The organism is Dehalococcoidia bacterium (genome assembly GCA_035310145.1).
Classification (GTDB): domain Bacteria; phylum Chloroflexota; class Dehalococcoidia; order CAUJGQ01; family CAUJGQ01; genus CALFMN01.
The window spans coordinates 1-19,041 of the sequence record DATGEL010000145.1 but is presented as its reverse complement, the minus strand read 5'-3'; the positions used below and the strand labels follow the sequence as shown (position 1 = coordinate 19,041).

Genomic DNA, 19,041 nt, shown 5'->3' with positions numbered 1-19,041 from the left:
GTCATCGGCCCCTTCCTGCGCGACCGACCGTCCTCACTACGGTCGGTCGCTCTGTTTTCCTCGTTACCCTACTGCATCGCCACGCCTCGCCTCCGTCTCATCCCTGCACCGTGCTTCCACAACTTCTGGGCACACCCGGCCTCGCCATCGCCTTGACGCGCCGCTCCGCACGCTGCTACGGTGAAGCAGAGAATTGCATAACGCTCACGGGTGCTCGGGGAAGCCGGGCTGAGAGGGTGGCCGCCGCTCGCCGCCGACCGTTGGACCTGATCCGGGTAATGCCGGCGTAGGGATCACGATCATCGACACGCCGCCGTGCCACCTGATCACGCCGTCCGTTCGCCGGGCGGCGTTTGTCGTTCCCGCCCGCGCCCGGCCAGAAAGGCACAGTCTGCCATGCACGACCTACTCACCATCGCCGGCAAAACATTCCGCTCGCGCTTGATGATCGGCACCGGCCGCCACCGCAGCGTGGAAGAGCTGCACGCTTCGCTCGACGCCTCCGGCGCCGAGCTCGTCACGGTCGCGATCGGCCGCCTCAACCTCGACGATCCGGGCGAGCAGACGCTGCTCGATCAGATCGACTGGTCGCGCTTCAGCGTGCTGCCCAACACCGCCGGCAGTCAGGACGCCGACCGCGCCGTCTTCATCGCCGAGCTGGGCCGCCAGGTCACCGGCTCCGACTTCGTCAAGCTCGAAGTCATCCCCGACGCCAAGTACTTGCTGCCCGACCCGATCGGCACGCTGCGCGCCGCCGAGCGGCTCGTCGCCAAGGGCTTCAAGGTCCTGCCCTACATCAACGCCGACCCCGTGCTGGCGCGGCGCCTGGAAGAGATCGGCACCGCGACGGTGATGCCGCTCGGCTCCGCGATCGGCTCCGGCCAGGGCATCCAGACGATGGAGGCGATCCGCATCATCATCGAGCAGGCGCATGTGCCCGTGGTCGTGGACGCCGGCCTCGGCGTGCCGAGCGAAGCGGCCGCGGCGATGGAGGCCGGCGCCGATGCCGTCCTGGTCAACACGGCGATCGCGCAGGCCGCCGATCCAGGACTGATGGCGGAGGCGTTCAAGCTCGGCGTCGAGGCCGGTCGCAAGGCCTTCCTCAGTGGACGTATCCCGAAGCGCGAAACGGCGATCACCAGCAGCCCGATGGCGGGTGTCGGGGCACGCTAGGCGATCGGGAGCGCAGCCCGGCAAGGACGGTTCGCGAACCGCCCCGCACGACGCGCGGCTGCGGATCAGTGGCTTATGGATAGATCTCTGCGGTACGCGTATCTCCGCGCGGACACGGCGATCGGCAGACCGGACACCGACGTGTCCCGGCTCCCGCAGCAGCCCTTGATGCTCGTCTCCGACCGCTCTCTCGCACGGGACACGGCCGACCTGCTGCGCCAGATTGCGGCCGCGATCGCCGGCGGGGTGAACGCGGTGCAGGTGCGCGAGAAAGACCTGCCCGACGCCGAATTGCTGACCCTGAGCCGCCGCATCGTCGCCATCGCCGCGGGGCGCGCCTTTGTGAGTGTGAACGGCCGGCCGCGGGTGGCGCTGGCCGCGGGAGCTGACGGCGTGCATGCCGGCGAGGAGATCGTGCCCACGCGCACGCTGAAGCGGGCGCTGCGCGGCCGCCTGCTCGTCGGCCGCTCGGTACACGACCTGCCGGGCGCGGTGGCGGCGGCACACGACGGCGCGAATTACCTCGTGCTCGGCACGATCTTCCCCAGCCGCTCGCACCCCGGCGGCGAGACCGGCGGCCTGGCGCGCGTCCGCCAGGTCACCGCCGCGGTCAGTCTGCCCGTGATCGCGATCGGCGGCATCACGGCGGAGAACGCGGCGGAGGTCGTGCGCGCCGGTGCGGCGGGCGTGGCTGTGATCTCGGCGATTCTCGGCCGGCCGGACCCGCAGGCTGCCGCGCGGGGGCTGCGTCAGGCGCTCGATCAGGGCATTATCGAAGCGCGCGGGCAGCGCGTGAACATGGACACGGCATGATGGTCAGTCTCACGGTCAACGGCAAAATGGTGGAGATCGACGGCGACATGCCGCTGCCCGACTTCCTTGTCGGGCGCGGCATCAACCCGCGCACGATCGCCGTGGCGAAGAACGGCGAAGTGATCGAGCGCGGCACGTACGATGCGGTCGTGCTGCGCGCGGGCGACGTGATCGAGATCGTGCGCATGATCGGAGGCGGCTAGCGCATGGCGCAGCGCATCGTCATCGTCGGCGGCGGCGCCATCGGCTGTTCGCTGGCCTACCATCTCGCGGGCGCGGGGCAGCAGGTGACGCTGCTGGAGCGCGCGACGATCGCAGCCGAGGCGTCGAGCGCGGCCGCCGGCATGCTCTCGCCCGTGGCCGAATCTGCGCACCCGGACGCCTTTCTCGAGCTTGCCGTGGCGGGGTTGCGCGTCTTTCAAGAGGACGCGGCGGCGATCGAGGCGGTCAGCGGCCTCAGCATCGAGTACGTGCCCAACGGCGTGCTGCGCACCGCCAACGCGCCGGAGCGCTCGGAGCTGCTGCAGTCGCGCATCGCCTGGGCGAAGTCGGCCGGGCTGCCCGTGCGCTGGCTGAGCCGCGCCGAGTGCCTCACGCTAGAGCCCGCGCTGGGCCCGGCCGTGATCGGCGGCCTCGATTCGCCGGAAGAGGGCCAGGTGCATCCGCGCCGGCTCACGCAGGCGCTGGCGCAGGGCGCGGCGCGGCGCGGTGCCGAAATCCGCGAGGGCAGTGAGGTGCACGGCCTGCTGCTCCGCGGCGGCAGCGTCACCGGTGTGCGGCTCAGCACCGGCGCCGCGGTTGAAGGCGATCTCGTGCTGCTTGCGGGCGGCGCCTGGACCGCCTTCTGCGCCCGCGGCGCCGCCGACGTGCCGGTCGAGCCGGTCAAAGGGCAGTACGCCATCCTGCGCGAGGTGCCGCAGCCGATCCGTCGCGTGATCTACGGCGAGCACGCCTACCTCCTGCCGCGGCCCGACGGCACGATCTACCTGGGCGCCACGGAAGAGCCCGAGGCGGGCTACGAGAAGCGCGTGACCGTGGCCGGCGTGCGCGGCCTGCTCAACGCCGCCGCCGAGCTTGCGCCTGTGCTGGAGCGAGCCGAGCTGGCCGCGACCGGCTCCGGCCTGCGTCCCGGCTCGCCCGACCGCCTGCCCATCCTCGGCTTCGTGCCGGGGGTGAGCGGCCTGGCGGTGGCGGCCGGGCACTTCCGCAATGGCGTGCTGCTCAGCCTGATCAGCGGCCGGTTGCTCACCGAGCTGATCGTGCACGGCCGCACGAGCATCGACCTGACGCCCTTTGCGCCCGGGCGCTTCGCCGCGCCGGCGGGAAGGAAGCCGAAGCCGGGGCTGCGCATGGGACGCGCCGCGCCGAAGCCGACGAACGGCCGTGCCGGCCAGCGCAAGGGCGGCAACGGCTCAGGCGCGGCCGGCGGCCATGCGGAAGCGTGACGCGATGGCTCGCGCCGCAGTCTCCACGTCCTCGGCTTCTCCGACGGCCGCGATCACGGCGGCCAGATCGGCGCCCGCCTCGATCACCTGCTCGACGTTCGCCGGAGTGATGCCGCCGATCGCCACGATCGGCCGCGAGACGGCGGCGCGCACCTGCCGGATCGTGTCCAGTGACGCCGGCCGCGTATTCGCCTTCGAGCCGGTGGGAAAGATGCGGCCCACGGCGATGTACGCGGCGCCCGCGGCCTCGGCGGCGCGGGCCTCCTCCGGGTTGTTGGTAGAGCAGCCGACGATCGCGCCGGCGGGCAGCAACCGCCGCGCCACGGCCACAGGCAGGTCGTGCTGGCCGACGTGCACACCGTCGGCGCCGGCCGCCAGCGCCAGGTCGACGTGGTCGTTGATCAGCAGCGGCGCGCCGAACCCACCGCAGACGGCGAGCAGCCGCTCGACCTCGGGCAACTGGTCGCCCTTGTCGTGCAGCTTGTCGCGGTACTGGACGAGCGCCGCGCCGCCGCGCAGCGCCAGGCGGCAGACCTCGACGGGATCGCGGCCGGCGGTGTGCTCCGGATCGACGATGAAGTAGAGTCCGCGCGCCTCCATGCCGGCCCTCCTGCTGCCACAGACAGCGTACAGGGCCGCGGCGGCGCGACAACAGCGGCACCGAGGCGACGACACGATGACCAATTTAGAGGCGCGACAGGCGGGACACACGCGACAGGCGCGACAGGCGCGAGCGCTCACGATCGCCGGCTCCGACAGCGGCGGCGGCGCGGGCATCCAGGCGGATCTCAAGACCTTCATGGCCTTCGGCGTGTTCGGCATGAGCGCGATCACCGCGCTGACGGCGCAGAACACGGTCGGCGTGCAGGGTATTTCTCCCGTGCCGCTCGACTTCATCGAGCAGCAGCTTGAAAGCGTGATCGGTGACATCGGCACGGACGCGGCGAAGACCGGCATGCTCGGCACGGCGGCCGTGGTCGAGCGCGTGGCGGCCTGCATCGAGCGGCTGCATATTCCCAACCTCGTCGTCGATCCGGTGATGGTGGCGAAGAGCGGCGACGTGCTCCTGGCGGAGGACGCGCGCCATGCCGTGCGCGTGCGGCTGCTGCCGCTGGCCACGGTGGTGACGCCGAATCTGCCGGAGGCGGAGGCGCTCACGGGCCTGCCGGTGCGCAACCTCGAAGAGATGCGCGCCGCGGCGGCGGCGCTGCACGGGCTCGGCGTGCGCTGGATCGTCGTGAAGGGCGGCCACCTGCCCGAGGCAGACGACGCGATCGACCTGGTCTACGACGGCAGCGGCTTCGAAGAGCTGCGTTCGCCGCGCACGCATTCGCGGAACACGCACGGCACCGGCTGCACCTTCAGCGCCGCGATCGCCGCCGGCCTCGCCCTCGGCCGCGAGCCGCGTGAGGCGATCCGCGTCGCCAAGCAGTACATCTCGGCCGCGATCGCCTCGGCGCCACGGCTCGGCCACGGCCACGGACCCACCAACCACCTGGCCGGCGTGTCATCACGGTGGGGAGCGGGGGCAGGCTCCGCGTGATCTCCACACTCCATGCGCTACGCGCTGCCCGGCCACGGTGTACGATGCTCGCCGACGACGCGTAGGGAGATGGAGTCCGATGGCGAATGGCATGGAAGCCGTTGTCCTGAGGCCGGGAGAATCGCGGGGGCGGTTTGATCGAGCGCTCAAGGTTGGCGCGGCGGATACGGGCGGGGCATTCGCCCTGCGCGTGACGGACGCGCTGCCACCGGGCCGCTGGATCGACGAGCACATCCATCAGCGGGAAGAGGAAGCCTGGTACGTGATCAGCGGCGTGCTCACGTTTCGCATCAGCGGCATCAGCACCGAGGCGCCGGCGGGCAGCTTCATCCTCGTGCCACGTGGCACGGCGCACGGCTTCGGCAATACGGGCACAGGCCCGGCTGGCTACATCGAACGCTTCTCGCCAGCCGGTATGGAGGGCTACTTCGAGGAGCGCTTCGCACTGGAGCAGGCGCCGCGAACGGCGAACGCCGACTATGCGGGCCTCGATCCCGCGATGCACGCCGCGCTCGCCAGGAAGTACCATATGCGGTTCGTGTGAGCCGTTGGCGCCGAAGCGATCCTTCTCAGCGAGAGCGATCGGCTGATATACTCCGCCCTGCGCCAGGACGTGGCGCACTTCAACCGGCCCCCATGGCGGGGTGTCCGGGGTTTCGGCGTGCCCCGCGATCGGGCGCTGCAGGCGATCGGCGAGATCATGACGCTCTACTGGCAGGTGGCGCTGCGCGGCTTCCGCCGCTATGCGACCTACCGCGCGGCGACCTTTGCCGGCGTGTTCACGAACACCGTCTTCGGCTTCCTGCGCGCCTACGTGATGATCGCGCTCTATGCCGGCCGCGGCAGCATCGGCGGCTTCGACCTGCGCGACACGCTGACCTACACCTTCGTCACGCAGGGCATGCTGATGGTGGTCTACATCTGGAACTGGTGGGAGATCGCGCTCACGATCCGTAGCGGCGACATCGTCAGCGACTTCAGCCGCCCGCTCGACTACCAGCTCTACTGGCTGGCGCAGGACGCCGGCCGCGCCACCTACCACGCGATCTTTCGCGGCATCCCGCCGTTCCTGATCGGCGCCGCCGTCTTCGGCGTGCGGCTGCCGGCGCATCCCTGGACCTGGCTCTTCTTCCCGCTCAGCATCTACCTGGCCGTGGCCGTGAGCTTCGCCTTTCGCTTCATGCTCAACCTCTCGGCCTTCTGGCTGTTCGACTACCGCGGCATCGGCTCGATCGCGGCGGCGGTGTGGACCTTTCTCTCCGGCTTCGCCGTGCCGATCGCGCTGTTCCCCGGCACGCTGCAGACGGTGGCGCGGGCACTGCCCTTCGCCGCCTTCGTCAACACGCCGGTCGAGATCTTTCTGGAGAAGCAGCAGGGCTGGGCGCTGCTGGGGGCGCTCGCGTTCCAGGCCGGCTGGGCGCTGGCGCTGCTGGCGGCGGGGCGGCTGGTGCTTGCCGCCGCCGAGCGGAAGGTCGTGGTGCAAGGTGGGTGAAGCGGCCGAGTCGGCGGCGCTCTACTGGCGGCTGGTGCGGGCGCAGATCCGGGCGCAGTGGCAGTACCGCGCCTCCTTCGTGCTGCAACTGTTCGGCGCCTTCGCCCTCACGTTTGTCGATTTCCTCAGCGTGCTGGTGATCTTCGCGCACCTGCCGTATCTGGCAGGCTGGTCGCTGGGCGAGGTCGCCTTTCTCTACGGCACGTCGTACATCGCCTTCCAGTTCGCCGACCTGACCGTGGGCCAGCTCGACGGCCTGGGCGACAAAGTCCAGCGCGGCGACTTCGACCTCGTGCTGATCCGCCCGCGCGGCACGCTCTTGCAACTGCTCGCCTCGGACATCGCCATGCGGCGGCTGGGCGCGATGGCGCAGGCCGGCGTGGTGCTGGGCTTCGCCTTCTCGCTGGTGAACGTGCACTGGACGCTGGAACGCGTGCTGCTGCTGCTGACTATGCCGATCACGGGCTTTCTCGTCTTCGCCGGCGTCTGGGTCATCGGCGCGACCACGACCTTCTGGACGACGCGCTCGATGGAGGTGGTGAACAGCGTGACCTACGGCGGCCAGTTCCTGACCTCGTATCCGATGAACGTCTACGGCGCCTGGCTGCGGCGGATCTTCATCTTCGCCGTGCCGCTCGCCTTCGTGAACTACTTTCCCGCGCTCTATGTGCTGGACAAGCGCGACCCGCTGGGCATGCCGGGCTTCGTGCGCTTCCTGGCGCCGGCGGTTGCAATCGTGCTGCTGTTCGTGGCGAGCCGGGTCTGGCGCTTCGGCGTGCGCCACTATCGCAGTACGGGGAGCTGATGGACCTATCCCTGGGCACCGGAGCGACCCGTCCCTTGCCCACGAGGAGAAGGGTGGCCTGAGGAAGATTGAATCTTCCAGGGCCAACCCCTCCCGTGTCGGGAGGAGAAATCCTAGCCTTCAGGCGAGCGAGGGGTCGGTGAAGGAGGCCAACGTGGCGATCGTCGAAGTGGACGACCTGCGCAAGACGTTCAGCGTGACGCGGCCGCGGGCAGGGGCGCGCGGGCCGCTGGCGCTGCTGCTGCGCGAGCGGCGCGAAGTGCGCGCCGTGGACGGCGTCTCCTTCGCGATCGAGCCCGGTGAAATGGTGGGCTACATCGGCCCCAACGGCGCCGGCAAGTCCACCACGATCAAGATGCTGACCGGCATTCTCGTGCCCAGCGGCGGGCTGGTGCGCGTGGCGGGGCTGGAACCGTCGCGGCGGCGGATCGACCTGGCGCGGCGCATCGGCATCGTCTTCGGCCAGCGCACGCAGCTCTGGTGGGACCTGCCGCTGCGCGACTCATTCGAGCTGCTGCGCTACATCTACAAAGTCCCGGCCGAGCGCTTCTGCGCCAACCTTGCCGCCTATGTCGAGCTGTTGGAGCTTGGCCCGCTGCTCGACACGCCGGTGCGCCAGCTCTCGCTTGGGCAGCGCATGCGCGGAGACCTGACCGCGGCGCTGCTGCACGATCCGGAGGTGCTCTACCTGGATGAGCCGACGATTGGGCTCGACGTGGTGGTCAAAGAGCGCATTCGCTCCTTCCTGGCGCAGCTCAACCGCGAGCGCGGCGTCACGGTGCTGCTGACGACGCACGACATGGACGACATCGAGCGGCTCTGCTCGCGCATGATCGTGATCGACCACGGCCGCCTGATCTATGACGGCAGTCTTGCGGCGATGAAGGATCGCTTCGGCGGTGAGCGCGTGCTGGTGATCGACCTTGAAGAGGCTGGGCCGCCCCTCAAGGTGCCCGGCGCGCGCGTGGTGAAGGTCGAAGGCCCGCGCCAGTGGCTGCGCTTCCGCCGCGCCGATACAACTGCCGCCGAAGTCATCGCCGCGGTGGCGGCCCGCGCCCGCCTGCGCGACCTGACGATTGAAGAGCCGGAGATCGAGGACATCGTGCGCCGCATCTACAGCGGCGCCGCGGCCGAGGCGGAGGTGCGTTAGAGCAGCTTCAGGCCGGGTACGTCGCGATAGTCGGCCGTGTTGCGTGTTACGAGGGTTAGGTCATACTCAATCGCCGTGGCCGCAGTGATGAGATCCAGATACCGACTTCGTGTACGCCGGCCTTGCTGTCGGAGAGTTTCACGAATAGTGGCACAACGTTCGGCTACGGCAATCGAGAAGGGCAGTACCGGTGCAACGAGTATAAATGCGTCAAATCCGTCTCGAAGCTCCTGAACGGTTGACTGACGCTGGATGCCCTGATAAACCTCCATATATGTGATGATGCTGATCCAAATGCCTGTTGGTGCCAGTGAATTAATGAGTTTGATCACCATGGGGCGCTGGTCGAGGTATTGAATGACGTGGTCGCTGTCAATGAGATGCGGCATCACTCGGCTATCGATTAGTCGTCGTGGCCGCGCCACCAGCGGATGTCGTCCAGCAGCTTCTCCACGTTGACGGCGCCGTGCCACGAGCCGGCCGCTCGCTCCAGAGCCGCCTTCGCCTCCTCGGGAGTAAGCGCCGGGCGCAGATCCTCCAGGCTGGGACGCCGCTCCCACCAGACCGGACCTGCTTTCCTCTTACGGTTCACCACCATGAAACACTCCTCCGCATCGCCATGTCTCGGGCGGCAACTTTGCCGCGGCAGCCATCGCCGCGATCATAGCACCAGCACGGCCCGCGCCCGCCTGCGCGACCTGACGATTGAAGAGCCGGAGATCGAGGACATCGTGCGGCGTATCTACAGCGGCGACACGGCCGAGGCGACGAGCATCTGGCAGACGCTCAGGTCGGGTTGAAGGGCGAGCGCTGCTCGAGCCGCCAGCGCAGCGGCGTTGCACCGGCGGTCTCGATCACGGCATCGATTGCGAACTCGACCACGCGCTCGGCGCCGGCGAACGCGGCGGCGTTTTCGGCATCCCAGAGCACCCGCGCCCGACCGCTGAGCTGCAGGGTGCTGCCGCGGGCGAAGTCGACGAAGAGCAGGCCGGCCTCGGGCTGCTCCGCCAGGTTGCCCAGCGTCTGGAACATGCCGTTGCCCGCGTAGTCGGGGAAACGCAGCGTCGCCGCGTCGAGCACGGACACGAAGCCGGGCGCGCCGCCGCGGTGCGAGGCGTCCACGCCGCCTCGCGTATGGGCGCTGGCGATGAAGAACGTGTCGCTGCGCGCGATCCAGCCGCGTTGCGCGTCGCTGAGTGCCTGGCCCTGCGCGACGGCGCCGGCGGCCGGCGCCGCGTCGGGCGCGACCCGCCAGCTGCGTGCCTGGATGTACTTGGGACAGTTGCCGAAGATCTGCGCCGGCCGGAGGGTGATGCTGCCGTCCCGCTCCTGCCGGCCGCTGCCGTTGATGCGCACGCGGCGGCGCGTGGCCAGGTCGATCACGAGCAGGCCGAGCGCATCGTTCGTGCGGAGATTCTCCGGCAGCGGATCGCCCTCAACCGGCAGGGCCGCGATTCGCAGCGTGTGCGGGTCGAGCGGCTGCACAGAGCCGGGCGGACCGGCAAGCAGAGAGGCCCAGACGCGGCCGCGCGGATCGATGCTGCCGGCCACGGCCAGCGCCTGGCCGGCGACGAACTCCGCGACTCCTGGCGAAATCCGGTCCGCGAAGCCGGCGCCGATCCGCTCCGCCTGCCGGTTTGTGCCGGCCAAACGCTGCACGGCGCGCTCGCCGGCATGAAACGGGGAAGCCATCGGGATACGCCTCCTTGGAAAATGACCGGGGGAAAAATGACCGGAGAGAAAGATTGGGCGCGGCAGCAGGGGCGCCTCCGTTTCCCGCCGGGTTCGACATTGGCGCTGCAGGCGCCGTCGACGCCGGCCGGCAGCACGGCACAAGGGTGCATGGTCGCGGCCTTGTCGAGGACGAGTGGGACGGGCATCGCTGCTCCGGTCAGCGCGATCCTTCAATAGCACGATCGGTCGTGCTACAATCGAGTGTAGAGAACGACCGGTCGTGCTGCAAGGTCGTCATGGTGCCACAGTGTGGTGTCTGTCACGGACGCGAGGCGGAGCTGGGAGATGAATGAGGAGAGTGCGGCGGCCCGGCACGGCCGCCGCGCCGCGCAGGGTGCCCGCACCCGCCGCGCCATTCTCGCCGCCGCGATGAACATCGCCTCGGTCGAGGGGCTTGAAGGACTCTCGCTTGGCCGGCTCGCCGGCGAGCTGCAGATCAGCAAGAGCGGCCTCTTCGCCCACTTCGGATCAAAAGAGGAGCTGCAGCTCGCCACGCTGGACGCCGCTGCCGCGGCCTTCGACCGGGCGGCGGTGCAACCGGCGCTGGAGGCCGAACCCGGCCTGCCGCGCCTGTTGCGGCTGTGCGACGGCTGGCTTGGCTTCACGGACGGGTCGGTGTTCCGCGGCGGCTGCTTTTTCGCCGCCGCCGCCGCCGACTTCGACGGCCGGCCCGGTCCCGTGCGCGACCGCGTGGCGTCGATCATGCGCGGCTGGCTCGGCTCGCTGGAAGAGGCGATCCGCGAGGCGATCGCCGCGGGCCACCTGCAGCCGAAAGCCGACCCCGCGCAGCTCGCCTTCGAGCTCAACGCACTGCAGCTCGGCGCCAACTGGGCGCGGCAGCTCTTGGACGACGGCCGGGCCTTCGCCCGCGCCCGCGCCGCCCTGCATGAGCATCTGCGCGCTGGGGCGACGGCTGCCGGCCGCCGGCTGATTGCGTAAGCCTCCATGCAAGCACTGCTCGCCCGCATGGCCCGGAGCGCATGCGATGCTCTCCGGCTATGCAACGCATGGCAACGATGCCGCTGGATCGCGGTGTTACTGCCTGCGACACTGAGAGCCACGGCCCAGAATCGCGCCCGGTGCGGATGTTGCGTACCATAACGGTGCGGCCGGGGCCGGCACGGCCGAGCGCACTCCGGGAGGCGATGCAGATGGCGCCACGCACGATGTTCGAGAAGCTTTGGGATGCCCACGTCGTCGAAGAACCGCCCGGCGAGCCGGCGATCCTGTATGTCGATCTGCATCTCGTGCACGAAGTCACCTCGCCGCAGGCGTTCGAGGGGCTGCGCCTGGCCGAGCGCTCCGTACGCCGGCCGGAGCTGACCATCGCCACGGTCGATCACAACGTGCCGACGACGGGGCGCATGCTGCCCGTCTCCGCGATCGAGGACACGATTGCCCGCCAGCAGATCGAGACGCTGCAGCAGAACGCCGCCGAGTTCGGCGTGCCGCTCTACGACATCCACAGCGAGGGCCAGGGCATTGTGCACGTGATCGGCCCCGAGCTGGGCTACACGCTGCCGGGCAAGCTGATCGTCTGCGGCGACAGCCACACCTCCACGCACGGCGCCTTCGGCGCCTTCGCCTTCGGCATCGGCACCAGCGAGGTCGAGCATGTGCTCGCCACGCAGACGATCGTGCAGAGCAAGCCGCAGACGATGGAGGTCCGCGTCGAGGGCGCGCTGCCGCCCGGCGTCACGGCGAAGGACATCATCCTCGGCATCATCGGCCGCATCGGCATCGGCGGCGCCACCGGCCACGCGATTGAGTACACCGGTTCGGCCATCCGCGGCCTTTCCATAGAAGGGCGGATGACCGTCTGCAACATGTCGATCGAGGCAGGCGCCCGCGCCGGCATGATCGCGCCCGACGAGAAGACCTTCGCCTGGGTCAAGGGCCGCCGCTTCGCGCCCAGGGGCGCCGACTGGGACGCCGCGCTCGCCGCCTGGCGCGAGCTGCCGACCGACGTCGGCGCCAGCTACGACCGCACGGTCGAGATCGACGCCACGCGGCTGGTGCCGCACGTCACCTGGGGCACGAACCCGGAGATGGTGGCGCCGATCACCGATCGCGTGCCCGACCCGGCCAGCTACAAAGACCCGAGCGACCGCGCCGCGATCGAGCGGGCGCTGGAGTACATGGGCCTCAAGCCGCTGACGCCGATCCAGGAGATCGCGATCGACCGCGTCTTCATCGGCTCGTGCACCAACTCGCGCCTGGAAGACCTGCGCGCCGCCGCCGCCGTGGTCAAGGGCAAGAAGGTCAATCCGAAGGTGCGGGCGCTGGTCGTGCCCGGCTCCTGGCTGACCAAGACCGAGGCGGAGAAGGAAGGGCTCGACCAGGTCTTCGTCGAGGCGGGCTTCGAGTGGCGCGACGCGGGCTGCTCGATGTGCCTGGGCATGAACCCGGACATCCTGCAGCCGGGCGAGCGCTGCGCCTCGACCTCGAACCGCAACTTCGAAGGACGGCAGGGCAAGGGCGGCCGCACGCACCTGGTCAGCCCGCAGATGGCCGCCGCCGCCGCCATCGCCGGCCACTTTGTCGACATCCGCGACTGGTAACGCAAGGGGAACACCCATCATGCAGCCGTTCACCACCCTGACCGCCCTCGTCGCGCCGCTCGACCGGCCCAACGTGGACACGGACCAGATCATTCCCAAGCAGTTCTTGAAGCGGATCGAGCGCACCGGCTTCGGCGAGTTCTGCTTCAACGACTGGCGCTACCGCCCGGACGGCTCCCTGAATCCCGACTTCGAGCTGAACGCGCCGCAGTACCAGGGCGCGGGCATCCTCGTCGCCGGGCGCAACTTCGGCTGCGGCTCCTCGCGCGAGCACGCGCCCTGGGCCTTGCAGGAGTACGGCTTCCGCTGCCTGATCGCGCCCTCGTTCGCGGACATCTTCCGCAACAACTGCGCCCAGAACGGCATCCTCACCGTGATCCTGCCCGAGGAGCAGACCAGCGCGCTGATCAAGAAGGCGCAGAGCACGCCCGGCTACCGGCTCAGCGTCGATCTCGACGCCTGCACCGTGGACGACGGCGAGGGCTTCCAGGCGACGTTCGAGGTGAACCCCGCGGTGCGTCAGCGCCTGTTGCTCGGCCTGGACGAGATCGGCCAGACGCTGCAGCGCGACGCCGCGATCAGCGCCTTCGAAGCGAAGCGCCCCGCCTGGGCCTCCCCCGCCGCGCCCGCCGGCGCCAGCCGCTGACAACCGGCCTTGCTCGGCCTCGCTAACCCGACGCCCCTCCGGAACTTCCTGCCAATGCTCGCCCCCTCTCCTTCTCCCAGGATTGGGAGAAGGAGAGGGGGACGGGGGGTGAGGATGAGGGCCGCGCCCTACCGCTCGATCATGTCCAGGATCAGCGTGCTCCAGCTATGGTTGCGCGAGCCGTGGCCCTCGCCCGTGAACGGGTTGAAGTACTCGCGGAAACCGGACTGCAGCAGCATCGCGCAGGAGCGGTCTGTGATCCGGCGGCGCAGCTCCTCGTAGCCGTGCGTCCGCAACCCCTCGCCGATCAGCCAGTTGGAGTTGATCCAGCTCGGCCCGCGCCAGATGAAGCCGCGCGCGTTCCCCGGCATAAACGTCGGCTCGGCGCGGGAGACGGACGGCACGGGAAACGGCAGCGCGAACTCGTCCGCATCGACCAGGTGGGCGACCAGCCGCTCGACGATCGCGCGATCGAGGCCCGGCAGCGCAAGCGGCGCCAGCGAGGTGATCGTCAGCGTGCGCAGCGGCGTCTCGGCCCGGCCGGCGAGGTCGAAGAAGGCGCCGGCAGCGGCGTCGTAGCAGCGCTCAACCAGCGCCCGCTGCACGCGCGCGGCCCGCTCCGCGAACTCGCGCGCCTCCGCGCCCTCGCACAGCCTACCCAGCGCCTCGAGGCCGAGGATGTAGCAGGTGTTGGTCAGCACCTCTTCGACGTTGAACAGGTCGAGCGCCAGGATCGCGCGATCGTCGAAGCGCAGCGGCTGGTAGCGTGTGTACAGCTTCTCGATCCAGCGCACCAGGTCGTCGTTGTTCTTGGGAAACTCCATCAGCGGGTCGAACTTGGGCGAGGCGTCGGCGCCCGACTCGTCCGGCTGGATGATCGCGATCAGGCCGTCGCCGTCCGGGTCGCGCACGTCCGCAAGCCAGCCATAGAAGGCCATCACGGGCGGCAGACAGCGTTTCAGGAATGTGCGGTCGTTCGTGGCGCGGAAGACGCGCTCCAGCGCCGTGCCCAGCACCGGCGGCTGGATCGAGGAGCTGGTGTAGCGATCGCCGAACTTCTCCGACTGGCGCGCCGCGGCCTCGGGATAACGATCCTTCTCCCAGAGGATCTGGTGCGGAATAAAGCCGCCCGGTTGCGCGCCCTTGAGCAACGTCTCGATCTCGTCCTTCGCCCAGCCGAGGTTGACGTGCGTGAGCGCGATCGCGTGGAAGCAGGAGTCCCAGAACCACTGGAACGGATACGAACCGGCCGAGGGCACGACGTAGGCGTAGTCCTGGCCGTTCCAGGCGGCGTGGCCCGTGCGACGGTTCTCGGCCAGGATCTGCGCCGCCTCACGCTTGAGCCGTTCGATGTCTGCGGTATTCGTCATTGTGTATCCGGCGGCGGAGGCCGCACATGGCCCCCATTCCCCCGGTTCATCTCCCTTGCCTTCAATTCTAAGGGAAGGGGAGATCGATGATCGGGGCATTGGGGCGGAAGACGGAGCTTCTGCGCCTCCCCTCGCCATTCCATGGAGAGGGGCTGGGGGTGAGGCCACGCGCGGCGTACACTTGCGGCGATGAGCGAGCAGCCCACGATCTCGCTTTTGACGCCGACGCGCAACCGCTGTGCGACATATCTGCCGCCGGCGATCGCCAGCGTGCGCGCCCTGCGCCTTTCGGTGCCCTATGAGCATGTGATCGTGGACGACGGCTCGGAGGATGGCACACCGGCCCGGTTGGCGGCCGAGTCCGCAGCCGATGAGCACATCCGCTGGCTGCGGCACGAGCGGCCGCGCGGCGTGGCCGCGACGCGCAACGCGGCGGCGCAGGCCGCCCGCGGCGCTTTCCTCGTCGACCTGGACGACGACGATCTGCTCACGGCCGACGGCGTCGAGCGGCGCTATCAGTACCTGCTGGCGCGGCCGGAGCGCTGGGCCGTGCACGGCAATGCGCTCAAGATCGACGCCGAGGGCCGCTATCTGATCGGCGAGGACGTACGCAACTTCTTCTGTGACGATCCCGGACGCTGCGCCGAGCTGTTCTTCAGCAGCGCGATGATTCCCAACGCCAGCACGGCGATGTACCGGCGCGAGGCGCTGCTGGCGCTCGGCGGCTGGGACGAGAGCCTGAGCTGCTGCGAGGACTACGACCTCTGGCTGCGCTCGCTGGAACGGTTCGGCCCGCCCGGCTTCGTGGACGCGGTCGTGGCGCTCTACCGGCGCAAAGACGCGGGCCTGGGCATCGACAGCATCCGCTCGGGCGCCCACGAGCAGAACCAGCGGCGGGTGCAAGCGCGGTTCGGCCACCTGCGCCCGCGGGTGGCCGGCGGAGTGAGCCGGTGAACGAACAAGAGACGGTGTTCAGCGTTGACGTCGCCGCGGCGGGCACGCCGATCGGGCGCAGCTGGGAACTCGCCGTGGGCAGCGGCGACGCCTGGTCGCTGCTGCGCGAGGATCTGCAGGGGCAGCTGCGCCGCGCCGTGCGCGAGTGCGGCTTCCGCTTCCTGCGCTGCCACGGTATCTTGAGCGACCAGATGCAGGCGGTGCTGCGCAACCGCGCCGGCGAGATCGTCTACAACTGGCGGCTGGTGGACACGGCCTACGACGTGCTGCTCGGCCTGGGGTTGCGGCCGTTCGTGGAGCTGGGCTTCATGCCCACGGCGCTGGCCAGCGGCACGCAGGCCGTCTTCTACTACCGCGCCAACGTGACGCCGCCCGCCGACTACGACGCCTGGCGCCAGTTCATCACCGCGCTCGTTTCGCACTGGCGCGATCGCTACGGCGTCGAGGAGATCCGCCGCTGGTACTTCGAGGTCTGGAACGAGGCGAACCTCTCTGCCTTCTGGTCCGGCACCAAGGAGGAATCGTTCCGCCTGCACGCGGAGACGGTGCGGGCGATTAAATCCGTCGATGCGGAGTTGCGCACCGGCGGCCCGGCGAGCACCCGCGCCGAGTGGCTGTCCGACTTCCTCGCCTACTGCCGCGAGCACGCTGTGCCGGTGGAGTTCGTCTCCACCCACGTTTACCCGGATGACGACGACTTCGGGAAGGTGGACCCCGGCTACCGCGCCGAGTTCGAACGCGGTGGCTACCTGGAGAGAGTCGTGGCCGGCGCCAACGCAGCACTGGCGAGCGCCGTGCCGGGCGCCGCGCCGGAAGTGCACTGGACGGAGTGGAACTCGAGCTGGCGCTGGGGACGGCCACTCCACGATCTGCCGAACCAGGCGGCGTACATCTGCCGCGTGATCCACGCCGTGCACGCCCAGGTCGCCAGCTTCGCCTACTGGACGATCTCGGACATCTTCAACGAGTTCCCGTTCCCGGCGGCGAGCTTCGTCGGCGGTTTCGGCCTGCTCACGATCGACGGCCTGCCCAAGCCCGGCTACCACGCCTATCAGCTCCTGCACCGGCTGGGCGACCGCGAGCTGCCCGTCCGCCGCGACGCCGACGACGCGGCCAGCGCCACGCGGCTGGACCTCTGGGCCACGCGCCGGGCCGGCATGCTGCAACTGCTGCTCTCCAACTACGTGCCGCCCGGCCTGGAGGGACGGCCATTGCCCGTGCAGCAGGTTGCCGTTCACCTGGGCGGCATGGGCGCTGGCGCCGCGCTGCAGGCGGCAGAGTGGCGCATCGACGACACGCACGCCAACGGTCTCGCGGCATGGGAGGCGCTGGGACGGCCGCAGGCACCGACGCGCGCCCAGCTCGCCGAGCTTTCCGCCGCGGCCGAGCTGCGCCAGAGCGGCTCCGTTCCGCTCAGTGTGTCTTCCGGTGGCGGCGCGGTGCTGCGCCTCTCCCTGCCTCCGGGCGGCGTCGCCTTCTACGAGCTGGCCGTGTCCTGAGCGAGCAGCGGAAAGACCTCGCGGGCCGCCGCCGTAACAGGGCTGAGCCGCGTATTGCCACACGCAAAGAACACTACGTGCGTTCTTGCAAAATCTCCTGTACTTTGCGGCGAGGCTCACAGGGGATGCTGCATGCCCGCGTCGTTCGTACCCCGCTCCCGCCGCCTGGCGGCTGCCCTGGCGTTGCTCTGCGGTCTGCTGCTGGTGGTGGGCAGCCCGCCGGTACCGGTGGTCCGTGGCGCCGCCCATGTTCCGCACAGCCGCCTCAACGGCCCGCCGGCGACTGGCTCCGGCGCCAATCCCGCCTATCCCCTCAACCACATGCTGGACACCGTACGCAGTACGGTGGGCACCCCGCCGACGAACGATGACTTCGAAACGCCGGCCGCCTCAGTCGGCACCCCACCGGCCAACAGCGGCTTCAGCACCGGCGACTTCACCGGCTGGACCACGAGCGGCACGACCGCGATTGGCGCGGACAGCGGCAACGACTACGCCTCGCTGGGCAGCAGTGCGACCATCCTCTCCAGCGCCTTCACCCTGGATGGCCGCGCCTCCTCGATTAGTCTGCGCGCCAAATACCCCAGCGGCATCTTCGCCGGCCAGTTCTCGGTCTCCCTCCTTTCCGGCAGCGGCTACACGACCAGCACGACGCTGGCCACTAACGTGGCCACCACCACCAGGTGGCAGACCTTCTCCTATGGCGTAGGCACGCTCGCCGGTCAATCGGTCGAGATCAAGGTCGTGCAGAACGCCTTCACCGTGGCCGTCGACGACGTGGGCCTGCAGACCCAGGACGTGCCCGCCTGGACCGTGTCCGGCACGGCAAGCGAAGGCGCCGGCGGCCCGACGGGGCACTACGTCAGCACCACCGGCACGATCACCTCCAGCCCCTTCACCCTCGCCAGCAACGAACAGCAGCTCAGCCTCTCCTACAGCGGCAGCGGCAGCAGCGTGCTGTTCTACGTCTCCCTGCTCAGCGGCACGGGCTACGCGACCAGGATCGACCTCGGCAACGGGACGGTGCAGGCGACGCCCGGCACGTGGCAGACCTTCAAGGCGGGGGTGAGCGCCTTCGCCGGCCAGCAGGTGGAGATCCAGGTTCAGCGCTACACCGGCACGGTGTACACGGACAACGTCGGCGTCGGCGAGCGCCTGCTCTCCGGCTGGACGCTGGCTGCCGTCGACCCCATCGCGGGCGGCGCGGACGGCAACGGCAGCTACGTGCTGCCCTTCAACCCCAACGGCGGACTGCAGATCCAGTCCTCGACCATCTCGCCGGGGATCGTGAGCCCGCCGGGCGGCCCGGCCGGGCAGAAGTACTACGCCCTGGGCTACGACATCGGCTACAGCACCGGCAACCTGCTCACGGTGTCGTGGGTGAACGCCAGCACGGGTGGAGTTGCCCCGGTTTCGTGGACACCTGAAGACTGGGGCCAGCGGGCCCTTCGCAAGGAGTCCAGATGCCGCGGGGAGCGACGCACAAGCCCTATCCGCCAGCGTTCCGGGCCGAGGCCGTCCGGATGGTGCACGAAGGGGACGCAGCCCGCGCCAGCGCGCCGCCGACCTGGGCTGCTCGGAAGAGGCGATCCGCACCTGGGTCAAGCAAGCACAGCTGGATGCCGGCGTGCGCAGCGACGGGTTGACCACCCCGGAGCGCGAGGAGCGGCGCCGGCTGCGGGCCGAGAACCGGGTGCTGCGCCTGGAGCGCGACCTGTGAAAAAACCTAGGCCGGCAAACGTGGCTTGAGGAGCGTCGTTTCGAGTGCGGCGCGGTCGGCCTCGGGCTCGCGCCGAAGGCGGAGCTGTCGCCGGCGGCTCTCTTGGCGGCGCGCACGCCCAGCGCGGAGGTCTCGC

Annotated in this window: 21 protein-coding genes and 1 riboswitch; of the genes, 16 read left to right on the top strand and 5 right to left on the bottom strand. The window is 69.7% G+C overall.

The window, feature by feature from the left end:
* Positions 1-196: 196 nt before the first annotated feature.
* Positions 197-310, top strand: a riboswitch (TPP riboswitch).
* 86 nt (positions 311-396) lie between these two features.
* The 4 genes from VKV26_25565 to thiO all read left to right on the top strand — a co-directional run bounded on the left by VKV26_25565 (position 397) and on the right by thiO (position 3,431).
* Positions 397-1,173 carry a thiazole synthase gene (locus tag VKV26_25565; protein ID HLZ73287.1) on the top strand — a complete coding sequence of 259 codons (777 nt, stop codon included), beginning with the start codon at positions 397-399 and terminating at the stop codon, positions 1,171-1,173.
* Between the two features lie 168 nt (positions 1,174-1,341).
* Positions 1,342-1,986, top strand: a complete 645-nt coding sequence (locus VKV26_25560; protein ID HLZ73286.1) for a thiamine phosphate synthase — start codon at positions 1,342-1,344, stop codon at positions 1,984-1,986.
* On the top strand, positions 1,983-2,189 hold the full coding sequence (gene thiS / locus VKV26_25555; GenBank protein HLZ73285.1) for a sulfur carrier protein ThiS: 207 nt from the start codon (positions 1,983-1,985) through the stop codon (positions 2,187-2,189). The genes VKV26_25560 and thiS overlap by 4 nt, the downstream gene beginning before the upstream one ends.
* A 3-nt stretch (positions 2,190-2,192) precedes the next feature.
* Positions 2,193-3,431, top strand: coding sequence for a glycine oxidase ThiO (gene thiO, locus VKV26_25550; protein ID HLZ73284.1), 1,239 nt, complete (start codon positions 2,193-2,195; stop codon positions 3,429-3,431).
* Here thiO and thiE read toward each other — a convergent pair.
* On the bottom strand, positions 3,399-4,031 hold the full coding sequence (thiE, locus tag VKV26_25545) for a thiamine phosphate synthase (GenBank protein ID HLZ73283.1): 633 nt from the start codon (positions 4,029-4,031) through the stop codon (positions 3,399-3,401). The two genes, thiO and thiE, sit on opposite strands and share 33 nt — an antisense overlap.
* Positions 4,032-4,107: 76 nt before the next feature.
* Here thiE and thiD point away from each other — a divergent pair, with 76 nt between their 5' ends.
* From thiD to VKV26_25520, 5 genes are all read left to right on the top strand, one after another.
* The gene (gene thiD, locus VKV26_25540) at positions 4,108-4,974 is read left to right on the top strand and encodes a bifunctional hydroxymethylpyrimidine kinase/phosphomethylpyrimidine kinase (GenBank protein ID HLZ73282.1); all 867 of its coding nucleotides are present in this window, start codon (positions 4,108-4,110) and stop codon (positions 4,972-4,974) included.
* Positions 4,975-5,053: 79 nt separating this feature from the next.
* Positions 5,054-5,518, top strand: coding sequence for a cupin domain-containing protein (locus tag VKV26_25535; protein ID HLZ73281.1), 465 nt, complete (start codon positions 5,054-5,056; stop codon positions 5,516-5,518).
* A gap of 156 nt (positions 5,519-5,674) precedes the next feature.
* Positions 5,675-6,466, top strand: a complete 792-nt coding sequence (locus VKV26_25530) for an ABC-2 family transporter protein (protein ID HLZ73280.1) — start codon at positions 5,675-5,677, stop codon at positions 6,464-6,466.
* Positions 6,459-7,271 (top strand): ABC-2 family transporter protein, encoded by an 813-nt coding sequence (locus tag VKV26_25525; GenBank protein ID HLZ73279.1) that lies wholly within the window; start codon positions 6,459-6,461, stop codon positions 7,269-7,271. Before VKV26_25530 ends, VKV26_25525 begins: the two co-directional genes overlap by 8 nt.
* Positions 7,272-7,425: 154 nt before the next feature.
* Positions 7,426-8,421, top strand: coding sequence for an ATP-binding cassette domain-containing protein (locus VKV26_25520; protein HLZ73278.1), 996 nt, complete (start codon positions 7,426-7,428; stop codon positions 8,419-8,421).
* Here VKV26_25520 and VKV26_25515 read toward each other — a convergent pair.
* Both VKV26_25515 and VKV26_25510 read right to left on the bottom strand, forming a co-directional pair.
* On the bottom strand, positions 8,418-8,810 hold the full coding sequence (locus VKV26_25515; GenBank protein ID HLZ73277.1) for a type II toxin-antitoxin system VapC family toxin: 393 nt from the start codon (positions 8,808-8,810) through the stop codon (positions 8,418-8,420). The two genes, VKV26_25520 and VKV26_25515, sit on opposite strands and share 4 nt — an antisense overlap.
* A gap of 14 nt (positions 8,811-8,824) precedes the next feature.
* Positions 8,825-9,019 carry a hypothetical protein gene (locus VKV26_25510; protein HLZ73276.1) on the bottom strand — a complete coding sequence of 65 codons (195 nt, stop codon included), beginning with the start codon at positions 9,017-9,019 and terminating at the stop codon, positions 8,825-8,827.
* On the opposite strand from VKV26_25510, the gene VKV26_25505 reads away from it, so the two are divergent.
* The gene (locus VKV26_25505; protein ID HLZ73275.1) at positions 9,018-9,221 is read left to right on the top strand and encodes a hypothetical protein; all 204 of its coding nucleotides are present in this window, start codon (positions 9,018-9,020) and stop codon (positions 9,219-9,221) included. The two genes, VKV26_25510 and VKV26_25505, sit on opposite strands and share 2 nt — an antisense overlap.
* Here VKV26_25505 and VKV26_25500 read toward each other — a convergent pair.
* Positions 9,208-10,113 (bottom strand): pyridoxamine 5'-phosphate oxidase family protein, encoded by a 906-nt coding sequence (locus tag VKV26_25500; protein ID HLZ73274.1) that lies wholly within the window; start codon positions 10,111-10,113, stop codon positions 9,208-9,210. The genes VKV26_25505 and VKV26_25500 overlap by 14 nt on opposite strands.
* A gap of 327 nt (positions 10,114-10,440) precedes the next feature.
* Between VKV26_25500 and VKV26_25495 the strand changes: the two genes are divergently transcribed.
* From VKV26_25495 to leuD, 3 genes are all read left to right on the top strand, one after another.
* Positions 10,441-11,094 carry a TetR/AcrR family transcriptional regulator gene (locus VKV26_25495; protein HLZ73273.1) on the top strand — a complete coding sequence of 218 codons (654 nt, stop codon included), beginning with the start codon at positions 10,441-10,443 and terminating at the stop codon, positions 11,092-11,094.
* A 212-nt stretch (positions 11,095-11,306) separates the two neighbouring features.
* Positions 11,307-12,716 (top strand): 3-isopropylmalate dehydratase large subunit, encoded by a 1,410-nt coding sequence (leuC, locus tag VKV26_25490; GenBank protein HLZ73272.1) that lies wholly within the window; start codon positions 11,307-11,309, stop codon positions 12,714-12,716.
* Between the two features lie 19 nt (positions 12,717-12,735).
* On the top strand, positions 12,736-13,362 hold the full coding sequence (leuD, locus tag VKV26_25485) for a 3-isopropylmalate dehydratase small subunit (GenBank protein ID HLZ73271.1): 627 nt from the start codon (positions 12,736-12,738) through the stop codon (positions 13,360-13,362).
* A gap of 128 nt (positions 13,363-13,490) precedes the next feature.
* Here leuD and VKV26_25480 read toward each other — a convergent pair whose 3' ends face one another.
* On the bottom strand, positions 13,491-14,732 hold the full coding sequence (locus tag VKV26_25480) for a hypothetical protein (protein ID HLZ73270.1): 1,242 nt from the start codon (positions 14,730-14,732) through the stop codon (positions 13,491-13,493).
* 189 nt (positions 14,733-14,921) lie between these two features.
* On the opposite strand from VKV26_25480, the gene VKV26_25475 reads away from it, so the two are divergent.
* The 3 genes from VKV26_25475 (at position 14,922) to VKV26_25465 (ending at position 18,934) form a co-directional block, all read left to right on the top strand.
* Complete coding sequence (locus VKV26_25475) at positions 14,922-15,686, top strand: glycosyltransferase (protein HLZ73269.1); 765 nt, start codon at positions 14,922-14,924, stop codon at positions 15,684-15,686.
* Positions 15,683-17,185, top strand: coding sequence for a beta-xylosidase (locus tag VKV26_25470; GenBank protein ID HLZ73268.1), 1,503 nt, complete (start codon positions 15,683-15,685; stop codon positions 17,183-17,185). Before VKV26_25475 ends, VKV26_25470 begins: the two co-directional genes overlap by 4 nt.
* A 132-nt stretch (positions 17,186-17,317) precedes the next feature.
* On the top strand, positions 17,318-18,934 hold the full coding sequence (locus VKV26_25465; protein HLZ73267.1) for a hypothetical protein: 1,617 nt from the start codon (positions 17,318-17,320) through the stop codon (positions 18,932-18,934).
* Positions 18,935-19,041: the final 107 nt, after the last annotated feature.

Excerpts from the sequence above, each read along its gene's own strand:
- VKV26_25565 (HLZ73287.1), top strand. The coding sequence starts at position 397 with ATGCACGACCTACTCACCATCGCCGGCAAAACATTCCGCTCGCGCTTG.
- VKV26_25560 (HLZ73286.1), top strand. The coding sequence starts at position 1,342 with ATGCTCGTCTCCGACCGCTCTCTCGCACGGGACACGGCCGACCTGCTG.
- thiS (HLZ73285.1), top strand. The coding sequence starts at position 1,983 with ATGATGGTCAGTCTCACGGTCAACGGCAAAATGGTGGAGATCGACGGC.
- thiO (HLZ73284.1), top strand. The coding sequence starts at position 2,193 with ATGGCGCAGCGCATCGTCATCGTCGGCGGCGGCGCCATCGGCTGTTCG.
- thiE (HLZ73283.1), bottom strand. The coding sequence starts at position 4,031 with ATGGAGGCGCGCGGACTCTACTTCATCGTCGATCCGGAGCACACCGCC.
- thiD (HLZ73282.1), top strand. The coding sequence starts at position 4,108 with ATGACCAATTTAGAGGCGCGACAGGCGGGACACACGCGACAGGCGCGA.
- VKV26_25535 (HLZ73281.1), top strand. The coding sequence starts at position 5,054 with ATGGCGAATGGCATGGAAGCCGTTGTCCTGAGGCCGGGAGAATCGCGG.
- VKV26_25530 (HLZ73280.1), top strand. The coding sequence starts at position 5,675 with ATGACGCTCTACTGGCAGGTGGCGCTGCGCGGCTTCCGCCGCTATGCG.
- VKV26_25515 (HLZ73277.1), bottom strand. The coding sequence starts at position 8,810 with ATGCCGCATCTCATTGACAGCGACCACGTCATTCAATACCTCGACCAG.
- VKV26_25505 (HLZ73275.1), top strand. The coding sequence starts at position 9,018 with ATGAAACACTCCTCCGCATCGCCATGTCTCGGGCGGCAACTTTGCCGC.
- VKV26_25510 (HLZ73276.1), bottom strand. The coding sequence starts at position 9,019 with ATGGTGGTGAACCGTAAGAGGAAAGCAGGTCCGGTCTGGTGGGAGCGG.
- VKV26_25500 (HLZ73274.1), bottom strand. The coding sequence starts at position 10,113 with ATGGCTTCCCCGTTTCATGCCGGCGAGCGCGCCGTGCAGCGTTTGGCC.
- VKV26_25495 (HLZ73273.1), top strand. The coding sequence starts at position 10,441 with ATGAATGAGGAGAGTGCGGCGGCCCGGCACGGCCGCCGCGCCGCGCAG.
- leuC (HLZ73272.1), top strand. The coding sequence starts at position 11,307 with ATGGCGCCACGCACGATGTTCGAGAAGCTTTGGGATGCCCACGTCGTC.
- leuD (HLZ73271.1), top strand. The coding sequence starts at position 12,736 with ATGCAGCCGTTCACCACCCTGACCGCCCTCGTCGCGCCGCTCGACCGG.
- VKV26_25480 (HLZ73270.1), bottom strand. The coding sequence starts at position 14,732 with ATGACGAATACCGCAGACATCGAACGGCTCAAGCGTGAGGCGGCGCAG.
- VKV26_25475 (HLZ73269.1), top strand. The coding sequence starts at position 14,922 with ATGAGCGAGCAGCCCACGATCTCGCTTTTGACGCCGACGCGCAACCGC.
- VKV26_25465 (HLZ73267.1), top strand. The coding sequence starts at position 17,318 with ATGCCCGCGTCGTTCGTACCCCGCTCCCGCCGCCTGGCGGCTGCCCTG.